The organism is Streptomyces sp. NPDC053426, assembly GCF_055585405.1.
Map to the genome: position 1 here is coordinate 670,233 of NZ_JBVJKE010000002.1, position 17,351 is coordinate 687,583.

At 72.3% G+C, this 17,351-nt stretch carries 14 protein-coding genes and 1 pseudogene; 5 read left to right on the forward strand and 10 right to left on the reverse strand.

Annotated elements, in window-relative coordinates; all coding sequences use genetic code 11:
- Nucleotides 1-54: 54 nt before the first annotated feature.
- The 9 genes from ACZ62B_RS06835 to ACZ62B_RS06875 form a co-directional block, all read right to left on the reverse strand.
- Nucleotides 55-609, reverse strand: a complete 555-nt coding sequence (locus ACZ62B_RS06835; protein ID WP_344557719.1) for a Pycsar system effector family protein — start codon at nucleotides 607-609, stop codon at nucleotides 55-57.
- Nucleotides 606-2,159: a hypothetical protein gene (locus ACZ62B_RS06840; protein ID WP_469689378.1), complete on the reverse strand. Its 1,554-nt coding sequence runs from the start codon at nucleotides 2,157-2,159 to the stop codon at nucleotides 606-608. The genes ACZ62B_RS06835 and ACZ62B_RS06840 overlap by 4 nt, the downstream gene beginning before the upstream one ends.
- Complete coding sequence (locus ACZ62B_RS06845) at nucleotides 2,152-4,764, reverse strand: hypothetical protein (protein ID WP_344557723.1); 2,613 nt, start codon at nucleotides 4,762-4,764, stop codon at nucleotides 2,152-2,154. The genes ACZ62B_RS06840 and ACZ62B_RS06845 overlap by 8 nt, the downstream gene beginning before the upstream one ends.
- Before the next feature lie 5 nt (nucleotides 4,765-4,769).
- The gene (locus tag ACZ62B_RS06850) at nucleotides 4,770-5,600 is read right to left on the reverse strand and encodes a nucleotidyl cyclase domain-containing protein (protein ID WP_468726344.1); all 831 of its coding nucleotides are present in this window, start codon (nucleotides 5,598-5,600) and stop codon (nucleotides 4,770-4,772) included.
- A 168-nt stretch (nucleotides 5,601-5,768) separates the two neighbouring features.
- Nucleotides 5,769-6,473, reverse strand: coding sequence for a Crp/Fnr family transcriptional regulator (locus ACZ62B_RS06855; RefSeq protein WP_469689379.1), 705 nt, complete (start codon nucleotides 6,471-6,473; stop codon nucleotides 5,769-5,771).
- Nucleotides 6,474-7,002: 529 nt separating this feature from the next.
- The gene (locus ACZ62B_RS06860) at nucleotides 7,003-7,992 is read right to left on the reverse strand and encodes a malate dehydrogenase (RefSeq protein WP_344557729.1); all 990 of its coding nucleotides are present in this window, start codon (nucleotides 7,990-7,992) and stop codon (nucleotides 7,003-7,005) included.
- 453 nt (nucleotides 7,993-8,445) lie between these two features.
- The gene (locus ACZ62B_RS06865) at nucleotides 8,446-9,597 is read right to left on the reverse strand and encodes a helix-turn-helix domain-containing protein (RefSeq protein ID WP_469689380.1); all 1,152 of its coding nucleotides are present in this window, start codon (nucleotides 9,595-9,597) and stop codon (nucleotides 8,446-8,448) included.
- 747 nt (nucleotides 9,598-10,344) lie between these two features.
- Nucleotides 10,345-10,884, reverse strand: a complete 540-nt coding sequence (locus ACZ62B_RS06870) for a DUF3017 domain-containing protein (RefSeq protein ID WP_468726338.1) — start codon at nucleotides 10,882-10,884, stop codon at nucleotides 10,345-10,347.
- A complete protein-coding gene (locus ACZ62B_RS06875) occupies nucleotides 10,874-11,728 on the reverse strand; it encodes a bifunctional methylenetetrahydrofolate dehydrogenase/methenyltetrahydrofolate cyclohydrolase (protein ID WP_344557733.1) in 855 nt (284 codons plus the stop codon). The genes ACZ62B_RS06870 and ACZ62B_RS06875 overlap by 11 nt, the downstream gene beginning before the upstream one ends.
- Before the next feature lie 283 nt (nucleotides 11,729-12,011).
- Between ACZ62B_RS06875 and ACZ62B_RS06880 the strand changes: the two genes are divergently transcribed.
- Nucleotides 12,012-12,602 carry a hypothetical protein gene (locus tag ACZ62B_RS06880; RefSeq protein WP_344557735.1) on the forward strand — a complete coding sequence of 197 codons (591 nt, stop codon included), beginning with the start codon at nucleotides 12,012-12,014 and terminating at the stop codon, nucleotides 12,600-12,602.
- 82 nt (nucleotides 12,603-12,684) lie between these two features.
- On the opposite strand, the gene ACZ62B_RS06885 is transcribed toward ACZ62B_RS06880, so the two are convergent.
- Nucleotides 12,685-13,710, reverse strand: a complete 1,026-nt coding sequence (locus ACZ62B_RS06885; protein ID WP_468726333.1) for a MarR family transcriptional regulator — start codon at nucleotides 13,708-13,710, stop codon at nucleotides 12,685-12,687.
- Nucleotides 13,711-14,177: 467 nt separating this feature from the next.
- Here ACZ62B_RS06885 and ACZ62B_RS06890 point away from each other — a divergent pair, with 467 nt between their 5' ends.
- The 4 genes and pseudogenes from ACZ62B_RS06890 (at nucleotide 14,178) to ACZ62B_RS06905 (ending at nucleotide 17,157) form a co-directional block, all read left to right on the forward strand.
- A complete protein-coding gene (locus ACZ62B_RS06890; RefSeq protein ID WP_468726329.1) occupies nucleotides 14,178-14,918 on the forward strand; it encodes an FHA domain-containing protein in 741 nt (246 codons plus the stop codon).
- Nucleotides 14,915-15,886, forward strand: a pseudogene (locus ACZ62B_RS06895) (protein kinase domain-containing protein); the annotation flags it as partial. The gene ACZ62B_RS06890 and the pseudogene ACZ62B_RS06895, both read left to right, overlap by 4 nt.
- 219 nt (nucleotides 15,887-16,105) lie before the next feature.
- A complete protein-coding gene (locus tag ACZ62B_RS06900) occupies nucleotides 16,106-16,504 on the forward strand; it encodes an ATP-binding protein (RefSeq protein ID WP_469689381.1) in 399 nt (132 codons plus the stop codon).
- Nucleotides 16,505-16,605: 101 nt separating this feature from the next.
- Complete coding sequence (locus ACZ62B_RS06905; RefSeq protein WP_468726320.1) at nucleotides 16,606-17,157, forward strand: peptidoglycan-binding domain-containing protein; 552 nt, start codon at nucleotides 16,606-16,608, stop codon at nucleotides 17,155-17,157.
- Nucleotides 17,158-17,351: the final 194 nt, after the last annotated feature.

A 17,351-nucleotide genomic window follows, 5' to 3' on the forward strand; every position in this document is an offset into this window, starting at 1 on the left:
CGGTGCGTCGGCGCGTGAACGGTGGTACACGGGTGCCGCGTGCGCCCCGCGGGATCAGCCGGAGGTCAGCCCCCAGAGCACGGCCAGCGCCGCCGACGGGGCGAGCGAGCCCACCCCCCAGCGGATGGCGCGGTACTTGGCGGACAGGATCGAGCTGACGTCCACGGCCTGGACGAGGAGCCACTTGGCCGGGTCCCGCCCGGCCTCGCCGACCCGGGCGGACAGCGCCGCGAGGTCCTGGGACGCCACCAGATCACCGAAGTACGTCACCCCGTCCCCGCTGCGGATCGTGCCGGTGCGCGGCATCAGCGCCGCGACCAGCGCGGCCACCGCGACGGCCCAGAGCACCCCGGCCAGGACCAGCATCACGTCGGCGGGCCCGTCCCAGGCGGGGGCGCCGCGCCACCCGGCCAGGAACGCGGGCAGCGCCAGCGTCCCCGAGAGCAGCACGGCCGCCTTGGAGTCGGCGCGGCCGAGGTCCTCCCGCACCGTCGCCAGCAGCCGCTCGGCGACGATGCGCTCCCCCGCCCGGTCGTCGTGGTGCCGACCCCCGTCCGGCACCGGCGCGACCGGGTCGGGGGAGGTCCGTGCCGCGCCATCGGCGCTCACCGGTCCTCCTCCGCCCAGGACCAGCCGTCGTCCTCGCCTCGTCTGCGTCGCCGCGGCCGCTCGTCGTCGGGGTGGTACGGCTCCGGCCGGTAGGTCCGGGGCCGGTCGCCGGAGCGCGCCTCGTCCTCGTCCTCGTCGCCGGGGACCGGTCCCCCGAAGCCGAGCTCCGGCCGCCGCGGCGGCCTCCGCACTCCGGCACGACGGTCGTCGTGGTCGACGTCGGCATCAGGGTGGTAGGGCTCGGGACGGTAGGGCTCGGGGCGGTAGGTCCGTCGGCGGGTCCCCGCGCGGGGCTCGTCGAAGTCGGCGTCGTCACGCGCGTCGTACGGCTCGGGGCGGTGAGCGGGGAGCCGACCGGGGGCGTACCGATCGTCATGATCGAGGTCGTCCGCCGGGTAGGGGTCCGGGCGGTGGTCACGGCGGCGGGCACGGGCGCCCGGTTCGTCGTACGCGGAGTCGTCGCCCGGGTACGGCTCGCCGCGGTCGGGGCCGCCACGGCCCGTCCCGCGCCTGTCGGTTCCGTACCGGTCGGCCCCCCGCCTGCCGGACCCGTCCGGAGAAGGTGCCGCCCGCCGGGACGGCCGCCTCGGCGGTTCGTCCGACGCCCACTCCGGGTTGAACGGGCGGTCGGCGGACGCCTCCAGCTCCCGGGGCCGGCGCGCGGGCACGGTTCCGATGGGACCCACCATGGGCCGCCCGTCGCCCTGGTTGAGGAGGTTCAGGACCTGTGTCTCCACGTCCACGGTGGCGAGTTCGCCACTGGAGGCCATGGCGAAGAGCCGGGCGACCCGGTCCTTCTCGTCCTGCCTGCCCTCCTGGCGGATCTTCTCCAGGAAGTCCTTCGCGCCCTCCGGATCGGCCGCCAGCATGAAGCTGAGCTGCTCCAGCTCCCCGCCCATCAGCATGCGCCGGTACGACTCCTGCCGCAGCCGGACCAGCTTGGCCCGGGCGTGCGCGTCCCGCTCCTCGTCGGCGTGTTCGATGGTCCGGTCGTCCACCCGCAGCCGCACGTACAGCCGTACCCTCAACCCGAGTTCGGAGCCCAGGTCGGCCCAGCGCCCGCCGGCGCACTCGCGCGTGATGGCGCGGTTCGCCTGCTCGGCCTCGGCCACCCGGTAGGTGGTGGTGACCTCACGCAGCCGTTCGAGGACCGGGGAGGTGAGCCGGCCCGCGACGTCGGTGACGACCTCGAGGGCGGCCAGATGGGGGTCGGTCACCGACCACTCGATGTCCACCTCGGCCTTGAAGAAGGTGGTACCGCCGGCCGCCGGCAGCTCCATCTGAAGCGGTGTCACATAGGTGCCGAGCGCGATCTCGCAGATGCTGTGCGCGCGGGCCAGCACCGGCTTGTCGACGTGCTGGACACCGGAGGCCCGCTTCACCGTGTAGCCGCCGTTCCGGTAGAACTGCACCAGCGCCGAGCGCGGACTCACCCTCGGATAGCCGCCCGTCAGCAGGTCGAAGTCCCGCACGAACGGCCCCGCCGGCGCCCTCGACTCGGGGTTCGCCGACTCGTCCGCGTCGGGCGTCCCGTCCTCGTTGTCAGCCATACCTCTCCTCCTCACGCGTCCTCACCCGACGCGGCCCTGCCTGGCGCGGCCTGCCCTCCGGCTCGACGGCGAGCCACCACAGGTCGCGCGCCTTCGACTCGGGGAGCGGCTTCTCCGGGTCGTTCATCATTCGGCGCAGCAGCCAGTCCAGCCGCCGCCGGTCGTGTTCCTCGGTGACCAGCCGGGGCAGCAGCACCGCGAGGCCCGGCCGGGTCCACTCGGCGCCGCTCTTGCGCTCGGCCGAGCGCAGCAGCTCCTCCAACGCGTCCATCGCGACGTCCTTCGACCGGGCCGTGTTCAGTACGGTCCACATCAAGTCGGCCATCGGTGCGCCGAGTTCGGGCCGGATGGCGGCGAGGGCGAGCGCGACCGGCCAGTCCCCGCGGTCCCCCCACGGGGAGTCGCTCCCGTCGAGCAGCGCGTCGGGGTCCATCAGCAGTTCGTCCACCGTCGTCAGGGAGAGCCGTACGGTGGCCGCGAGCCCCAGGTCCTGGTACGGCTCGCGCTTGTGGTGGGTCCACTCGCCCATCCGTTCCAGCACCTGTGCCGCGTCCGGCAGCACCAGCAGCCGGACGACGTTGTGGGAGGCGACCGAGACCAGTTCCCCGTCGTCGCGGACCCCGATCCGGGCCAGGGCGTCGAGGGTGTCGTCCATGGTGGCCGCGGCGTTGCCGTAGCCCAGCGCCCACGCGGCGGTCCAGCGCTGCGAGGCGGTGCCCTTCCTGCTCCAGTCTCCGATCAGCTTGTGCACGGCCTTGCGGTGCGAGCCGTGGCCGGCGGCCTGGTCCAGCGTGGTGGCCGCGAAGATCATCCGGCGGTTCGTGGTCGCCTCGGCGAGCGGGCGGACCAGTTCGGTGTAGCCGTGGTCGAAGTCCCGTACGCACAGCTCTCCGGCGGCGACCGCGGCGCGCATCCACACCTGGGAGCGCGGATCGTCCGCCAGCAGCCGCAGCCAGCGCACCACCGGCGCCCGCACCGGGAAGTGCCGGTCCCACAGCTCGGTCAGCACGGCGGACGGCAGCGCGGAACCCCGGTAGAAGATCAGCCGCGCGGGCACGTCATGGCCGTCCACCTCGACCTTGCCGTCGGTCAGTTCGGCGCGCGAGAGCGCCACGTCGGCTTCCGGGTCATCGCAGAACAGCGGACGGGCCGGGGTGCTGTCCGGGTCGGACTGCACCGACAGTTCCCAGGTCAGCAGGTGGGCGGCGGCGGCCACGGCGCTGTGCGAGGCGCCGCCGAGGACGGCGAGCGCGATCCGGAAGGCCACCGGGTGGAACAGGGTCGCCGTCCCCGACCGTGCCGGGCCGCGCTCGGCCCGGTCCGGCTCGGCCGGGAGCGCGGTCAGGGCCCGGTCCACCCCGACGAACCACTCGTGGGCCTGGTCGGCGGCGATGCTGCGGCAGCCGGACAGCAGATCGTCGTAGGAGACGTCCCCCAGTACGTGCCCGGCGAGCAGCGAGGCGAGCAACTCGGCCTCGGCGGGGCGCAGGTCCTTCAGCCCGACCGCGTCCGTGACCTCGTCCCCGCCCGCGACGTCCTCCGCGCGGGCCAGCAGGTCGTCCAGGGACGTGTCGTCCTCCCGTGCCTCGGCGGTGCGTTCCTCCAGGCGCTCGCGCAGCCGGGTGGCGAGCAGTTCGTCGGTGGGCGCGGGCGGGCAGAGCATGCCGTAGCGCCCGGTGAGCAGCGGGTTCGCCGCCGACCCGACGGTGACGACGATCACCGCGAAGGCCTCGCGGCGGGACAGGGCCGCGGCGAGCTCGTCGAGGTCCATCTCGTCCGGGGGCAGTGCGTCGGGCCGGGTCAGGGACAGCTCCAGCAGATGGCCGGCGCTGTGCCGCGCCTCGTCACCCTCACCGTCGAGCGTCTCGGCCAACTGCCGGATGCCGCCGCCCGGGTCGAACCGGCGGATGCGCGCGACGGGCTGCGCGTCGGTGCCGTTCGGCGCGGAGGTGGTGACCTCGTCGAGCAGCGAGAGCGCCGTGCTCGTCCGTCCCGTACCGGGCGCCGCGCCGAGCACCAGCAGCCGCCGGGCGCGCAGCGCGTTGCGCAGCCGCACGTACCCCTCCGGGGGCACATGCGCCCGGCGCAGCCTGCGCAGTTCCTCCTCGGGAACGGGACCGCTGCGCATGCCCGCGCCGGGGCGACGGGCACCCAGCAGGAGGTTGATGTTGTCGCCGATGTGAGCGTTCTGGAGCCGCGAGTGGGCGAAGCTGATCAGATCCCGGCGGACGTCGAACAGCAGCCGGGTGGCCCTGCGGGTCCGTGCGGCGGCGGCGAGATCCGTGGGCCCGTCCTCGCCCTGCTCGTCGGCGAAGGGGTCGCGGGTGCGCTCCTTGAACCTCTCGGCGGCGCGCTCGCGTTCCTTCTCCTTCTCGGCTTCCTCGTCCTCGGCGGACTCCTCGTCGTCGGAGCCGTCCTCGTCGTCCCGGGAACGGTCGTCGCGGTCCCGCTTCCGGTCGTCGCGGTCCCGCTTCTTGTCACCCCCGGACTTCTTGTCGCCCTTCTTGCCGTCGCCGTCCTTCTTGGCGTCGCCGGACGGCCTTCCTCCGTCCGGCTCGTCCGGGGCGTCGTCGGCCGTGCCGCCCGCCGGTTCGTCGTCACTCACGCGGCTCAGCCCCTCCCCTGCTCGGCGGCGCGGTTGGTGGACCCGCCCATCCGCACGTTCCCGTGGTAGACGTTGTGCTCGTTGTGGAAGGCATCGCGCCTGACGTCTTGCCGGACACCGGCGTGAGCGGGCCGGTGACCGGACATGTCCACGGCCCCCAACTCGTCCTCGTCGCCGTCGTCCTGCTCGTCGTCGTCGACGGGCAGGGGACCGCCCGTCGGCGCCGGCGCCGCCCCGGGGATCTCCGGCGCGGGCCGCCCGGGCAGATGGAACCAGGCGGTGACCTCGCCCTCCTTGAGTTCGAGGCGGGCCGGGGCATAGTGCGCGGGATCGATGAACTTGCCGCCGGCGCCGACCACGTCCTCGTACAGGGACTGCGAGGTCACCAGCACGAGATCCGCCTTCTCGGCGTCGAGGAGCTGCCGGGCGACGGACGAGTCGGCCAGTCGGCAGGCGAGGTCGACGGCCCGGCCGCTGATGCCCCGGTCGTCGTGCCGGACCGGGCCGACGTGCATGCCGATGCGCAGCCCGAGGGGGACGGCCAGATCACGGTTCTCGTCCCGCAGCTTCTCGTGTACCTCCACCAGCCACAGGCCGAGCAGCCGGCTCACCGCGATCCGCCCCGCGACCGACACCAGCACGCCATCGCCGCGGTCCTCCAGGTGTACGGCGTCTCGCGTGATCCTGGCGTGGGTGAACGCCGTCTCCAGCACCCGGTAGATCCGGGCGCGCATACGCGTCTTGTCGACGTCGTCGTACTCGCCGGAACGTCTGGCGTCGACGCTGATCACCAACTCGTAGTGCGCTTCGGCGAGTTCCGATGCGTCATGGTTCACCCGTGCCCCCTGCGTGTTCTGTTCGCTTGCCGAAAAGGTGGTTCGTGGCGCCGAAGAGCCGGCCCGTGGCAGTGGTCCACGGATGGGTCCGCCCCCTCAGGGTCGGGCCGAGGCCGAGAGGTGTCTGTAGCCGTTTACACACGGCGAGGCGTGGGTTCGCTCCTGGGGCTACTCCTGATGACCGTCCGCGAGGAGGGCGAGCAGCCCGGGGTCGATGATCTCCACCATCCGGTTGCCGGTGCGCACGACGTTCTGGATGCGCAGCAGCCGCAGGGCCTTGGCGACGGCTTCCCGGGTGGCCCCGATCGTGGCGGCCAGCTCGTCCTGGGCCAGCTGGACGACGGGGCCCGAGGCCGCAGGGCCGGACGGGGTGTAGGGGCCGGAGGGCTCGGCCCCCGACAGTTCGACGAGCCGGCCGGCCAGGCGCTGGAGCACGGTGAGCGAGGCGAGCGCGGACCGCTCCTGGTCGGCACTGCGGAGCCGGAAGGTGAGCTGACGTATCACCAGACCGCTCACCCGGGGGTGCAGGGCGAGAAAGCGGCGGAACGCGTCCCCGGATATGACCTGGGCCTCCACGGGCCCCAGCGCGCGCACGGTGGCGCTGCGGGGATGGCGGTCCAACGCGGCCATCTCACCGAGCAGTTCACCCGGGCCGCGCAGGCCGAGTATGAGCCGGGTGGCCCCACGGTCCGTCACCACGGACACGGTCACCCACCCCCGAATGGTGATCACGACATGACTGGACCGGTCGCCCTCCGTGAGCAGATGAGCATCGGCCGGGTAGCGCTTCCGGCTGCCGAGAGCCATGACGCCCTCGTACTCCTGGGGAGTCAGCGTCTGTGCGAACGCCAGCTCATTTCCGAGCAGCCCCATGGCCGGTCCCCCGCCGCAGTCCGGACACCTGGATTTTCGATGGGTGTCGATGGTGCCAGGGCGAAAGTTCACGCCGAGCGGATTGCGCCATACCAGGTGTACTGACCGGTAATTGAAGAATGCCAGGTTGGTCGCCCCGTCGCCGCGCGTCCCCCGCCGCGCCCCGCCCCACGGCGGGCGTCGCGGGCCGCACCCGCCACGCCCGCGTCCGAAGGCACGACCATGAGGTCAGACCCCGTGCTCGCACAAGGAGCGGCAGCGACACCGGGACTCGGCCAGCCGATGCGGAGTTGGCGAAAACTCGGGTTTGGGTCCGACGGTGGTGATGACGTGGCGGTCGTGAGGTGAGGGACTGGTGAACCGGGCGGATGCCATGGGACGGAATGGGCTCGGGACCTTCGCGGCGGGACTGCCCTCCGTGTGATGCCGTCGGCTTTCCGAGGCCGATGAGCGCACGAACGCCCGCAGGCCCCGTCCCTCCGGAAACCGGGACGGGGCCTGCGGGCGTTCGTGCGCCGCCGAGGCGGGATCAGATGAGGCCGAGGCCGCGGACCGCCTCGCGCTCCTCCTCGAGCTCCTTGACGGAGGCGTCGATGCGGGCGCGGGAGAACTCGTTGATCTCCAGGCCCTGGACGATCTCGTACTTGCCGTCCTTCACGGTGACCGGGAAGGAGGAGATCAGGCCCTCCGGGACGCCGTAGGAGCCGTCCGACGGGATGCCCATGGAGGCCCAGTCGCCGTCGGCGGTGCCGTTGACCCAGGTGTACACGTGGTCGATGGCGGCGTTGGCGGCGGAGGCGGCCGACGAGGCGCCACGGGCCTCGATGATCGCGGCACCGCGCTTGGCGACGGTCGGGATGAAGTCCTCGGCCAGCCACTTCTCGTCGTTCACGGTCTCGGCGGCGTTCTTGCCGGCGACCGTGGCGTGGAAGATGTCGGGGTACTGGGTGGCGGAGTGGTTGCCCCAGATCGTCAGCTTCCTGATCTCGGAGACCGGGACGCCGGTCTTCTTCGAGAGCTGGGTCAGCGCGCGGTTGTGGTCCAGGCGGGTCATGGCGGTGAACCGCTCGGCGGGCACGTCCGGGGCGGCGGCCTGGGCGATCAGGGCGTTGGTGTTGGCCGGGTTGCCGACGACCAGGACCTTGATGTCGTCCGCGGCGTGGGCGTTGATGGCCTGGCCCTGCGGCTTGAAGATGCCGCCGTTGGCCTCGAGGAGGTCACCGCGCTCCATGCCCTTGGTGCGCGGGCGGGCGCCCACGAGGAGGCCGACGTTGGCGCCGTCGAAGGCCACGTTCGGGTCGTCCGTGATGTCAATGCCCTGGAGGAGCGGGAACGCGCAGTCGTCCAGCTCCATGGCCGTGCCCTCGGCGGCCTTGAGCGCCGGGGTGATCTCCAGCAGGCGCAGCTTGACCGGCACGTCCGCGCCGAGCAGCTGGCCGGAGGCGATGCGGAAGAGCAGGGCGTAACCGATCTGGCCGGCCGCGCCGGTGACGGTGACGTTCACGGGAGTGCGGGTCATGGCGTTCTCCGTATGACAGCTGGCGGTGGGGCGGTCCCTGCCCCGGGGTGCGGGATCCCGCTCCGGCTCGTGACCGGCGTCCGCCACGATGATCGATCATCGGTTCGAATGATCGATCTCTTGGCGTCAAGAGAGATCCAGCGGTCAGGCTATCGCGCATCCACGGGCGCGGACGGCCGGGCTCCCTGTGGCCCGCCCCACAGAGTGACGGCCCGGGCACGCGGGTAGCCGAACGGGCACGAGAAGGGCGGCCGCTCCGTCCGGGAGAGGTGGGGGCGGGGCGGCCGCCGTCGGGGACCGATCGCGCCGGACTCCCGTGGGGGTACTTTCCGCGTGCCCGCCTTTCGCCACACCATGCACATCCCCACATTTCCCCCACATATATGGACCCGTACGGACCCATACGGGTCCATATACGTGGCGCGCCGAGCCGTGTGCGGGTACGGGCGGGTACTACTCGGTGCAGCCCTTCTCACCGGTGGCGGCCAGTACGGCACAGGCCTTCGCGTCCGTCGCGTCCTTCACCGGCACCATCGGGGTGTACGTGACCGTGTCGCCGGCCGCGGTGATGCTGTCGCTCTGCTTCGACGTGCCCGCGCTGATCTCGACCTTGTCCCCCTGCGTGCCCTGCGTGATGCGTCCCCAGGCCGCGGCGCAGGTCTTGCTGTAACGGACCTCCACCGTGGCGGCGCCGACGGCCGCGGTCTGCGAGGTGGTCACCAGGTCGCCGCTGCACCCCATGGCCTCGGCGTCCTTGCCCGCGCAACTGTCGCCGCTGCACTTCACGCCGGGGGGCAGGTCGACACTGGCGGTGGCGGTGGGCGAGGGGGACTTCTGGGTCTCGTCCTTCTTCTTGTCGCCCTCGGTGCTGGTGACGTAGAACGCGGCGGCGACCACCACCAGCGCTCCCACCGCTCCGGCTATGAACGTCGACGTCCGCCGCTTGCCGCCGGAACGGCCCGGTCCGCCCTGACCGGGCGCGCCCGGGGGTGGTGCGCCGTACGTCCCGGAGGCGCCCGGCGTGCGCCCGCCCGTCGCGGGCCCGGAGCCGCGGTGGCCCGCCCGCGGCGAGTCGGCCGGTGCGGCGACCCCCCAGGAGTTCGTCCCGGCCGAACCGTCCCGCGCGCCGGTGGCGTCGCGCACCTCCGAGGCGGTCGGCTGCGGCGGCACGCTCGGCGCGACCCCGGCCGGTCCCGCGACGCCCGGACGGACCGCGGCTCCACCCTTGCGGGCGGATCCGCCGCCCGAACCGGAGGACGGACCGGCGAACTCGCTGAGCGCGGCACGCGCCTGCGAGATCCTGATCGCCTCCATCGTCATGTCGTGACGCATCTCCGAACGGCTCCAGGCGCGCTCGGCGAGCTCCCACATGGTGGTGAGGTGCATCGGGTTGGTCCCGGTGACCTCGGCCAGGGCCACGATCGCGCCCTTGGGCGCGAGCAGCCGGCCGTTCAGGTACCGCTCCCAGGACGTCTTGCTGTAGCCCGTGCGGTCGGAGACCGACGCGACGCTCAGGCCGCTGCGGTCCACGACCCGCCTGAGCTGGCTCGTGAACTCCCTGATCTGCGGATCGAGTTCATCCGGCAAGGCCTTCCAACGAGGCATTGCTTCCCCCCTCTTCCCCCCGGTTGGTGCTGGTTGTTCCCTCGCGCATGGTGCCCCTTGCCGAGTCCCCGTTGTGGATACCCACGAGGATGCCGCCAGGCAGGGTCTCAGTTCCCGGGGCGGGGGCGCACGGGAGCGTCGGGGCCGCGGGCAGGCACCGTCGCGCGCCCACCCACTCGCGGTCCAGTGTCCCATCGGCCGCCCCCTCGACCGAACGGGGCATCCGGCCCGCCCCGTTCGTTCACGCTAGCCCGCCATCCCCCCACTTCGACGCACAACGACAAACTTGTCAATACATCGACACACTCCGCGATCCGCGGACAGCCACTTGCCGCATCAGCCGCGGACAGCTACATGCCACGTCAGCCGCGGACAGCCGCACACCACGTCAGCCGCAGGCAGTCGCACGCCGCGTCAGCCGCGGGCAGCCACTCGCCTCGTCAGCCGCGGGCAGTCGTGCCGCAGGGCGGCACGGGTGGGCGCGACGGCACCCCGAAAGCGCCGGGCAGCGCGACCCACCCCCGCCCAGCACCGGCACCGGCACCGGCACCGGCACCGCTGACCCAGCCACATCGCAAGTCTGTACGGGGATTCCGGGTGCCGTACCGAAACCGTCACTTCCGTGCCACAGCCCCCGGACAGCCGTTGAACAGGCCCTTCCCGGTGCAGGAACGTGGTTCCCGGCGACGGCCCGTCCTCTCACGGGGGTGCGGACGGGCCGCCGCTCACAAGACTCGGACCATCGGACTAACTGTCGACCGTGAAGTGCAGCGTGTCCTTCAGGAACGGGATCTCCAGCAGCGGCTTCGGCTGCACCATCAGCGCCAGCATCACGATCGCCAGCCCCATCCCCCCGTACGTCACGATGTCCGTGAAACGGGAACGCACCGCGAGCATCCCCACGTCCCGCACCAGCCACCGCAGCACGGCCCCGGCCACCAGCGCCACGCCGACCAGCAGCGTGCCCAGCCGGAACTGGTCCAGCGCGGTCAGCAGCAGCCCCGCTCCGACCGTGAGCAGCACGGAGAGGATCGGCCACTGACGGGCGGGCGCGGGCGCGTCGCCGGGGGCGGCCCTGCCCCCGCCCTCGGGCCGTGCGGTGTCCCTGGTGAACAGGGGGAACCGCCGGGTGGTGCGGCGCGGCCTGCCCGAGGCGTCGGGCGCGCTGACGGGATCACGGACCGTGATGTCCTCGTCCCGCTCCTCGGCCTGCCCCTCGACCCGTTCCTCGACCCGCTCCTCGGCCCGTTCCTCGGAGACGTCCGGGGTCTTCCGCTCAGCCGACACTGCGCTCCGCCGCCTCGACCACGTTGACCAGGAGCTGGGCCCGGGTCATCGGGCCGACGCCGCCGGGGTTCGGGGCGACCCAGCCGGCCACCTCGGCCACGCCCGGGTGGACGTCGCCCACGATCTTGCCCTCGGCACTGCGGGAGACACCGACGTCGAGGACGGCCGCACCCGGCTTGACGTCCTCGGGACGGATCAGATGGGCGCTGCCCGCGGCGGCCACGATGATGTCCGCGCGCCGGAGGTGGGCCGAAAGATCACGCGTGCCGGTGTGGCACTGGGTCACCGTGGCGTTCTCGCTGCGCCGGGTCAGCAGCAGGGGCATCGGGCGGCCGATGGTCACACCGCGCCCGACGACCACGACCTCCGCGCCCTTGATCTCCACGCCGTGGCGGCGCAGCAGGGTGATGATGCCGTTGGGGGTGCAGGGCAGGGGGGCCGGCTCGTTGAGGACGAGACGGCCGAGGTTCATCGGGTGGAGGCCGTCGGCGTCCTTGCCCGGGTCCATCAGTTCGAGGATGCGGTTCTCGTCGATGCCCTTGGGCAGCGGAAGCTGGACGATGTAACCGGTGCAGGCGGGGTCCTCGTTCAGCTCGCGGACGACCGCCTCGATCTCCTCCTGCGTGGCCGTGCCCGGCAGTTCGCGCTGGATGGAGGCGATGCCCACCTGGGCGCAGTCGCGGTGCTTCCCGGCGACGTACTTCTGGCTGCCGGGGTCCTCCCCGACGAGGATCGTGCCGAGGCCGGGCGTGACGCCCTTCTCCTTCAGCGCCGCCACGCGGGCGGTCAGATCGGACTTGATCTCGGCTGCGGTGGCCTTGCCATCGAGAATCTGGGCGGTCATGCCCCCCATCCTCGCGGATGACCGGGCCCCGGTTCCAATCCGCCCGCATTCCGGGCGGCCACGGCGCCCTCTCACCACGTATCACCCGTTTCCGGCCAAGATCGTGATGTTGCACTTGCACAACACATACGGTCTACGCCTGGACAAGGAAAGGAACGGTCAAGAACGATGAGGACACAGTGCCGCGGGCAGAACCGGGGGGACGGACCGCATCTGTAGAACTTCCTCCGCGCCGAGTCTCGCGTCGTCCCCGCACCTGAAGCGCAACGGAGGAAGAACCGCCATGAGTTTCGGCGACCCGAACAACCCCTATGGTGCCCCGCAGGGTCAGCCGCCCGGCTACGGCCACCCTCAGCAGCAGCCCGGCCAGCCCGCCTACGGCTACCCCTCGGCCCCGCCCATGCAGCCCTACGGCCAGCCCGCCCCGCCGGTGATCATGCCCGGCAGCGTCAAGGCCGCGCGGGTGATGCTGTACGTGCTCGGCGGCTTCCAGGCCCTCGGCGGCGTGCTGATCGTGGCCGCCAGCGCCTGGTTCGCGGACTACTTCGAGGACCTCCTCTCCTCCGAACCGAACGTCTCCGCCGAGGACGTGGACACCGCCGCCAGCATCGGCGCCGGCATCATGATCGCGCTCGGTGTCATCGTGCTGCTGTTCGCGTTCTGGGCGATCTTCACGGCCGCCAAGTTCTCCAAGGGCCGCGGCGGTGTGCGCGTCTCCGCGATCATCTACGCCTCGCTGGTCACGCTGTTCAGCGTCATCAGCCTGCTCGGCGCCAACGTCTTCGCGCTGATCAGCCTGGTGCTCGGCATCCTGATCATCGTGTTCTGCGCCAACAAGAACGGCGGCTTCTGGTTCAACCGCCCGCAGTACTGAGCCGGTTCCGACCGCCGCGCACCGGGGCCGTGTCCCACCCGCACGAGGGGGACACGGCCCCGGTGCGTGCGGGGCCACCGGTTCAGGCCGGCGTGCCCACGGAGTCCTCGTCCGCCTTCCGCAGGGCGGCGCGCAGCACGGAGGCGCCCGTGGGGGTGAGGGTGTGCAGCACGGTCGGGCCGTTGCGGACCGTGGTGACGAGTCCCGCGTCGCGCAGCGCGGTGGCGTGTCTGCTGGCGGCGGAGGCAGAGACCCCGGCGGCGCGGGCGATCTCACCGGTCGTGGCGCCGCCGGACGCGGCGTGCAGGGCGACCGCGCGGGCCCGCCCGAGCAGGTTCGTCAGGGACCGCCCGGGGTCGTCGGCGCTCGGGGAGCGGGGCCCGGGCTCGTGCAGCAGCGAGTACCAGAGCACGGGCGGCAGCCCCGGGTCGGCGTAGGCGACCGGCTCGCCCCAGTTGAAGTACGAGGGGACCAGTGTGAGCCCGCGGCCGTTCAGGTGCAGGTCCCGGTCCGCCGTCTGCCGGGGGTAGGTGACCTCCAGGACGGGCGGACGCCAGCGCAGCAGGGGCCCGAGTCCGGCGAGCATGCCCTCCACCCCGCCGTCGAGCAGCCCCCGGCAGCGTGCGGCCCGCTCGGCCTCGATACGCGCCTGCACCTGCTCCCGGTGGGGGACGATGACGGTCTCGTGGTACGCGCGCAGCGCCCCCACCAACTCCTTGCGCGCTCTGTGCTCGGCCAGTCGCCCGCTCCACGCGGGTGCTCCGACGGTCCGGTCGAGGATGCCCATCTCCGTCATGACCCGTTCCGGGGGCGTGGCCAGTATCGACTCCAGTCCCGCGTCCAGACCGTTCACGGCGTCGACCGGGGTGAGGAAGTCCGGGAAGTACGCGGCCCTCGGGTACAGGGGCAGCAGGACACTCCGCAGGGTCCGCTCCAGCCCCTTCTCCCGCATCCGTTCCCGTGCGCTGCGGTACCACCCGGCGTAGGCCCACCGCCCCTTCCGGGACTGGAACCGGTGCAGACTCGCGGCGATCTCGAAGAGCGGGTCGGGAGCGGAGGCGATCCGGGTCCTGGCCAGATCCACGTCGGTGAAGTGAATGCGGAGCATGTCGTTCCCCCAGTCGAGTCCGGATCCTGCTCTACGGCGCACCAGTGGTCGCCCGGCGCGGGTCGGCCGGACGATCGTAGGAAGCCGGGATCAAGATCCGATAAACGAGGGATGAACGGGCATGCGGGCGGGACGCGGGCACGTCGTCCCTGCCCGCGTTTCCTGCATGAAGGGTATGGCTCTCCTGAATTCCGCAGCCTTCTCCCGACGGTCCTCCCCATTTCCCGGAGAGAACGGAAAGAGTCGTCTGCACAGCGAAGAAAGAACCCCCTGCCAGTTCATGGTCGCAGTCCGCCACCGACCAATCAACACACTTGACGCTCGTCGCAAAAGCCCAGCTCACAGGGCGTATGCGAGAGCACGGCCGGGAAAGTCCGGCCGCCGAACTCCCCTGGCATCGCTTACCCTTCCCTCCAATGGACTGGGGAAAGTCGACCCCGAGAAATCGGGGAAGGGGGAACGACTCCATGTACAGCGTCATTGTCGTGCCGCCGTCGAGCGGCATCGGGGACGAACAGATAAGACTGGGCACGGGTGAACGCATCGAGTTCGGCCGGTCCCGGCCGGCGGGCGGCCTCGCTCTCGCGCACGAGGGGGTGTCCCGGGTCGCCGGGGAGATCACCGCGCACCGCACGTTCTGGCTCCTGAGCAATTTCAGCGAGGACCAGACCTACGTGGTGGAGAATCCGGAGGGCGCCGGTGAGCACATCAAGGTCACGCCGGGCCGCGTGGACGCGCCCGTGCCGTTCGAGTTCTCCCGGGTGACCCTGCCCGCCGCGGGCGACCTGCTCTCCTTCGACGTCTGGGCACCGCGGCACACCTTCCGCAGCGTGGAGCGCCGCGGGCTCGCGGGATCCGCCACCGTGCCGGCGTTCGCCCTGGACCGCACCAAACGGTACTTCGCGGTGCTGGCCGTCCTGTGCGAGCGCCGCCTGCGGGGCGAACCGAGTGCCCCGCTGCCCGCGGTCGAGGAGATCGTGGAGCGGCTGCGGCCCGGCTGGCCCAAGGTCACCCGCTCCGCCGTCTACTGGAACATCGACTACCTGGCCGTCAAACTGCGCCTGCGGCCCGGCCCCGACGAGGCCGAGCCCGGACGTCGCGTGCACGGCAAGAAGGAGTCGCTGGCCTCCCTGGCGCTCCGCTTCGACCTCGTCCGCGAGGACGACCTCGTGGTGCTCGCCCCGGTCCCGAGCGGGGCGACGCGGTGACCGGGCGGCCGTACGCGGTCCCGGTGCCCAAGGGCTACCGCCTCGGCGCGTGGGAGGTACGCGAACCGCTCGGGTCCGGCGCGTTCGCCACGGTCCACCACGCGGTCCGGCACACCGCGGACGGGGGCGGACTGCCGCGCAGGGCGGCGCTGAAGTTCCTCCCGACCGGCACCCGCACGCCCCGTCAACCGCACCACCTGCGCGATCTGGCCGAACGCGAGGTGCGGTTGCTGCGCCGGCTCCGCTCCCCGCGGCTGATCCGGATGTACGACACCCTGACGGTCGACGACCCCGGCCGGCCGGAGCTGGACGGCGCCACGGTCCTGGTCCTGGAGCGGGCCGAGGAGTCCCTGGACGCCGTACTGGAGCGGAGCCCGGCCCCAAAGGCCGGAGCCGTCCTGCTGGCCCAGATCTGCGAGGGCCTGCACCAGCTCCACCACGCGGGCTGGGTGCACGGGGACCTGAAACCGGCCAACGTCCTGCTGATGGCGGACGGTTCGGTGCGGCTCGCCGACTTCAACACGGCCGCCGAACTGGAGGGCGCCCACGCCTACGCCCCCGCGTTCGCCACCCCGGACTACACCCCGCCCGAACTCCTCTGGCCCGAGGTCGACGAGCGGGGCACGCGGATCCGGCCCACCGCCGACGTCTGGGCCTTCGGCGTGCTGGCCCACGTCGTCCTCGCGGGTTCGTTCCCGCTCCCGGGCGGCACCACGGAGGCACGCGCCGACGCGGCGATGCGCTACGCCCGTGGCGCGGAGGAACTGCGGCTCTTCCCCGGACTCCCCGAGGACTGGCGGGAGATCGTACGGGGCTGTCTGGCACCCTCCCACGAGGACCGGACCGCGGACACGGCGGCGCTGCTCCGTCGCGTGGAGCGGGCCGCGGGCACCTCGCGCCCGCCCCGGTCGCCCCGGCGGTGGCGGCGCCCCGTGGCAACGGGCCCGGCCACCTGGCGCGCCCTGGGCAGGGCGGGCTAGTTCACGAGGGAGGCGCTTAAGGGGTTCCAGGCGTCCGCCGCGAAGAGCAGGGCGGGGCCCCGGGGTTCTCGGAGTCGCGGACGGGGCGAGGCCGGGGAGGCCGACGGCGGCTTCGAGGCAGTCACCGCCGGTGTCGTTGCTGTGGCTGCTCTTGCGCCGAGCGACAGAGCCCAGGTCCACCGCCGTGCTGCGCGAGGCGGCCGGCCGGTGCCCGAACCGCTCACGCTCGAACTGCTCGCGTTCCCCGAGGCAGTACCCGAGGTTCGCCGGACGGTCCGCGAACACCTCGGCGCGCCCTGCCCCGAGGTCCAGCTCGGCGTCGGCGAGTTGCTGACCGACGCGATCGGCCACGTCGGCGAGGGAACGCCGGTGACCCTCCGTCCGATCCGCACGGCGGACGGCCGTACCCGCGGGGAACTCGCCGATTCCGACCCGCACGCCCGGCTCGTCGCACGCGGACCGGACGAGGACGACGAGACCGGCGGCGGTCCGGTGCCGCTCGCGCGGCGCCGGGAAGTGTGGCTGACGCCTGCGGGCAGGACGGTGTGGTGCGAGTCGTGGGGAGACGCGCCCGGGTACACGGGTGGTTCCGCCCCGCACACCTGAAACTTTGCAGGTACCCCCGATCGTCCGCTCCGCCCAGCATGGTCCCGGCGAAACACCGGTACCACCGGACCAACGGGGAAGGAACCTCCATGAACCTCCGTATGACACGCACCCGCCTGGGCGCCGCGGCCGTCGCCGCGCTCGCCGCCGGCGCTCTGGCCGTGGGCGCCTCGCCCGCCTCCGCCTCGGCCTCCAGCGGATACGTCAGCGGCGCCGGTACGTACACCGACGACTTCGGCGACGAGGGCCTCCTGTCCACGTCCTCGCACAGCAGCTCGAACGCCACCTGCCTGTGGCAGATCATCCTCCTGGCGGAGGGCGCCAACGAGTCGAACGGCACCGACTTCGACAAGTCGGACATCGACGGCCACTTCGGCTCCAACACGCAGCACGCCACCAAGCGGCTGCAGGTGAGCTGGGGACTCGCCGACTCGTTCAGCGAGGCGGACGGCAAGGTCGGCCCGAACACCTTCGGCTACGCCGACAGCAAGCTGCGCTACCTGGGGGGCAGCACGGCCTCGGGCGGGAACCTGCACGTCCGTTACCAGGGGGCGAAGTACTACTTCGACGTCTACCGGACGGACGGAAAGTACCGGATCTACCACAACGGCGCGTGGCACACCACGAGCTACACCTCCAACACCTGCGACTGATCCGGGCGGGCGGCCTTGTGCGGCCCGGCCCGACGGTCCGACGACGCGGAGACATCCGGTACGGCGGGGGACAGGGGGGGGGGGGGGGGGGGGGGGGGGGGGCCCCCCCCCCCCCCAAAAAAAAAGGAAAAGTCGGAGGGGGGGTCGGCAGTAAAGGGGAGGCGAAAAAGCGTTTTTTCGGGCATGGCTCCCCT

What these genes read in the sequence shown, in the direction of transcription:
- ACZ62B_RS06840 (WP_469689378.1), bottom strand. Translation starts at nt 2,159, where the DNA reads ATGGCTGACAACGAGGACGGGACGCCCGACGCGGACGAGTCGGCGAAC.
- ACZ62B_RS06855 (WP_469689379.1), bottom strand. Translation starts at nt 6,473, where the DNA reads ATGGGGCTGCTCGGAAATGAGCTGGCGTTCGCACAGACGCTGACTCCC.
- ACZ62B_RS06860 (WP_344557729.1), bottom strand. Translation starts at nt 7,992, where the DNA reads ATGACCCGCACTCCCGTGAACGTCACCGTCACCGGCGCGGCCGGCCAG.
- ACZ62B_RS06865 (WP_469689380.1), bottom strand. Translation starts at nt 9,597, where the DNA reads ATGCCTCGTTGGAAGGCCTTGCCGGATGAACTCGATCCGCAGATCAGG.
- ACZ62B_RS06875 (WP_344557733.1), bottom strand. Translation starts at nt 11,728, where the DNA reads ATGACCGCCCAGATTCTCGATGGCAAGGCCACCGCAGCCGAGATCAAG.
- ACZ62B_RS06880 (WP_344557735.1), top strand. Translation starts at nt 12,012, where the DNA reads ATGAGTTTCGGCGACCCGAACAACCCCTATGGTGCCCCGCAGGGTCAG.
- ACZ62B_RS06885 (WP_468726333.1), bottom strand. Translation starts at nt 13,710, where the DNA reads ATGCTCCGCATTCACTTCACCGACGTGGATCTGGCCAGGACCCGGATC.
- ACZ62B_RS06890 (WP_468726329.1), top strand. Translation starts at nt 14,178, where the DNA reads ATGTACAGCGTCATTGTCGTGCCGCCGTCGAGCGGCATCGGGGACGAA.
- ACZ62B_RS06905 (WP_468726320.1), top strand. Translation starts at nt 16,606, where the DNA reads ATGACACGCACCCGCCTGGGCGCCGCGGCCGTCGCCGCGCTCGCCGCC.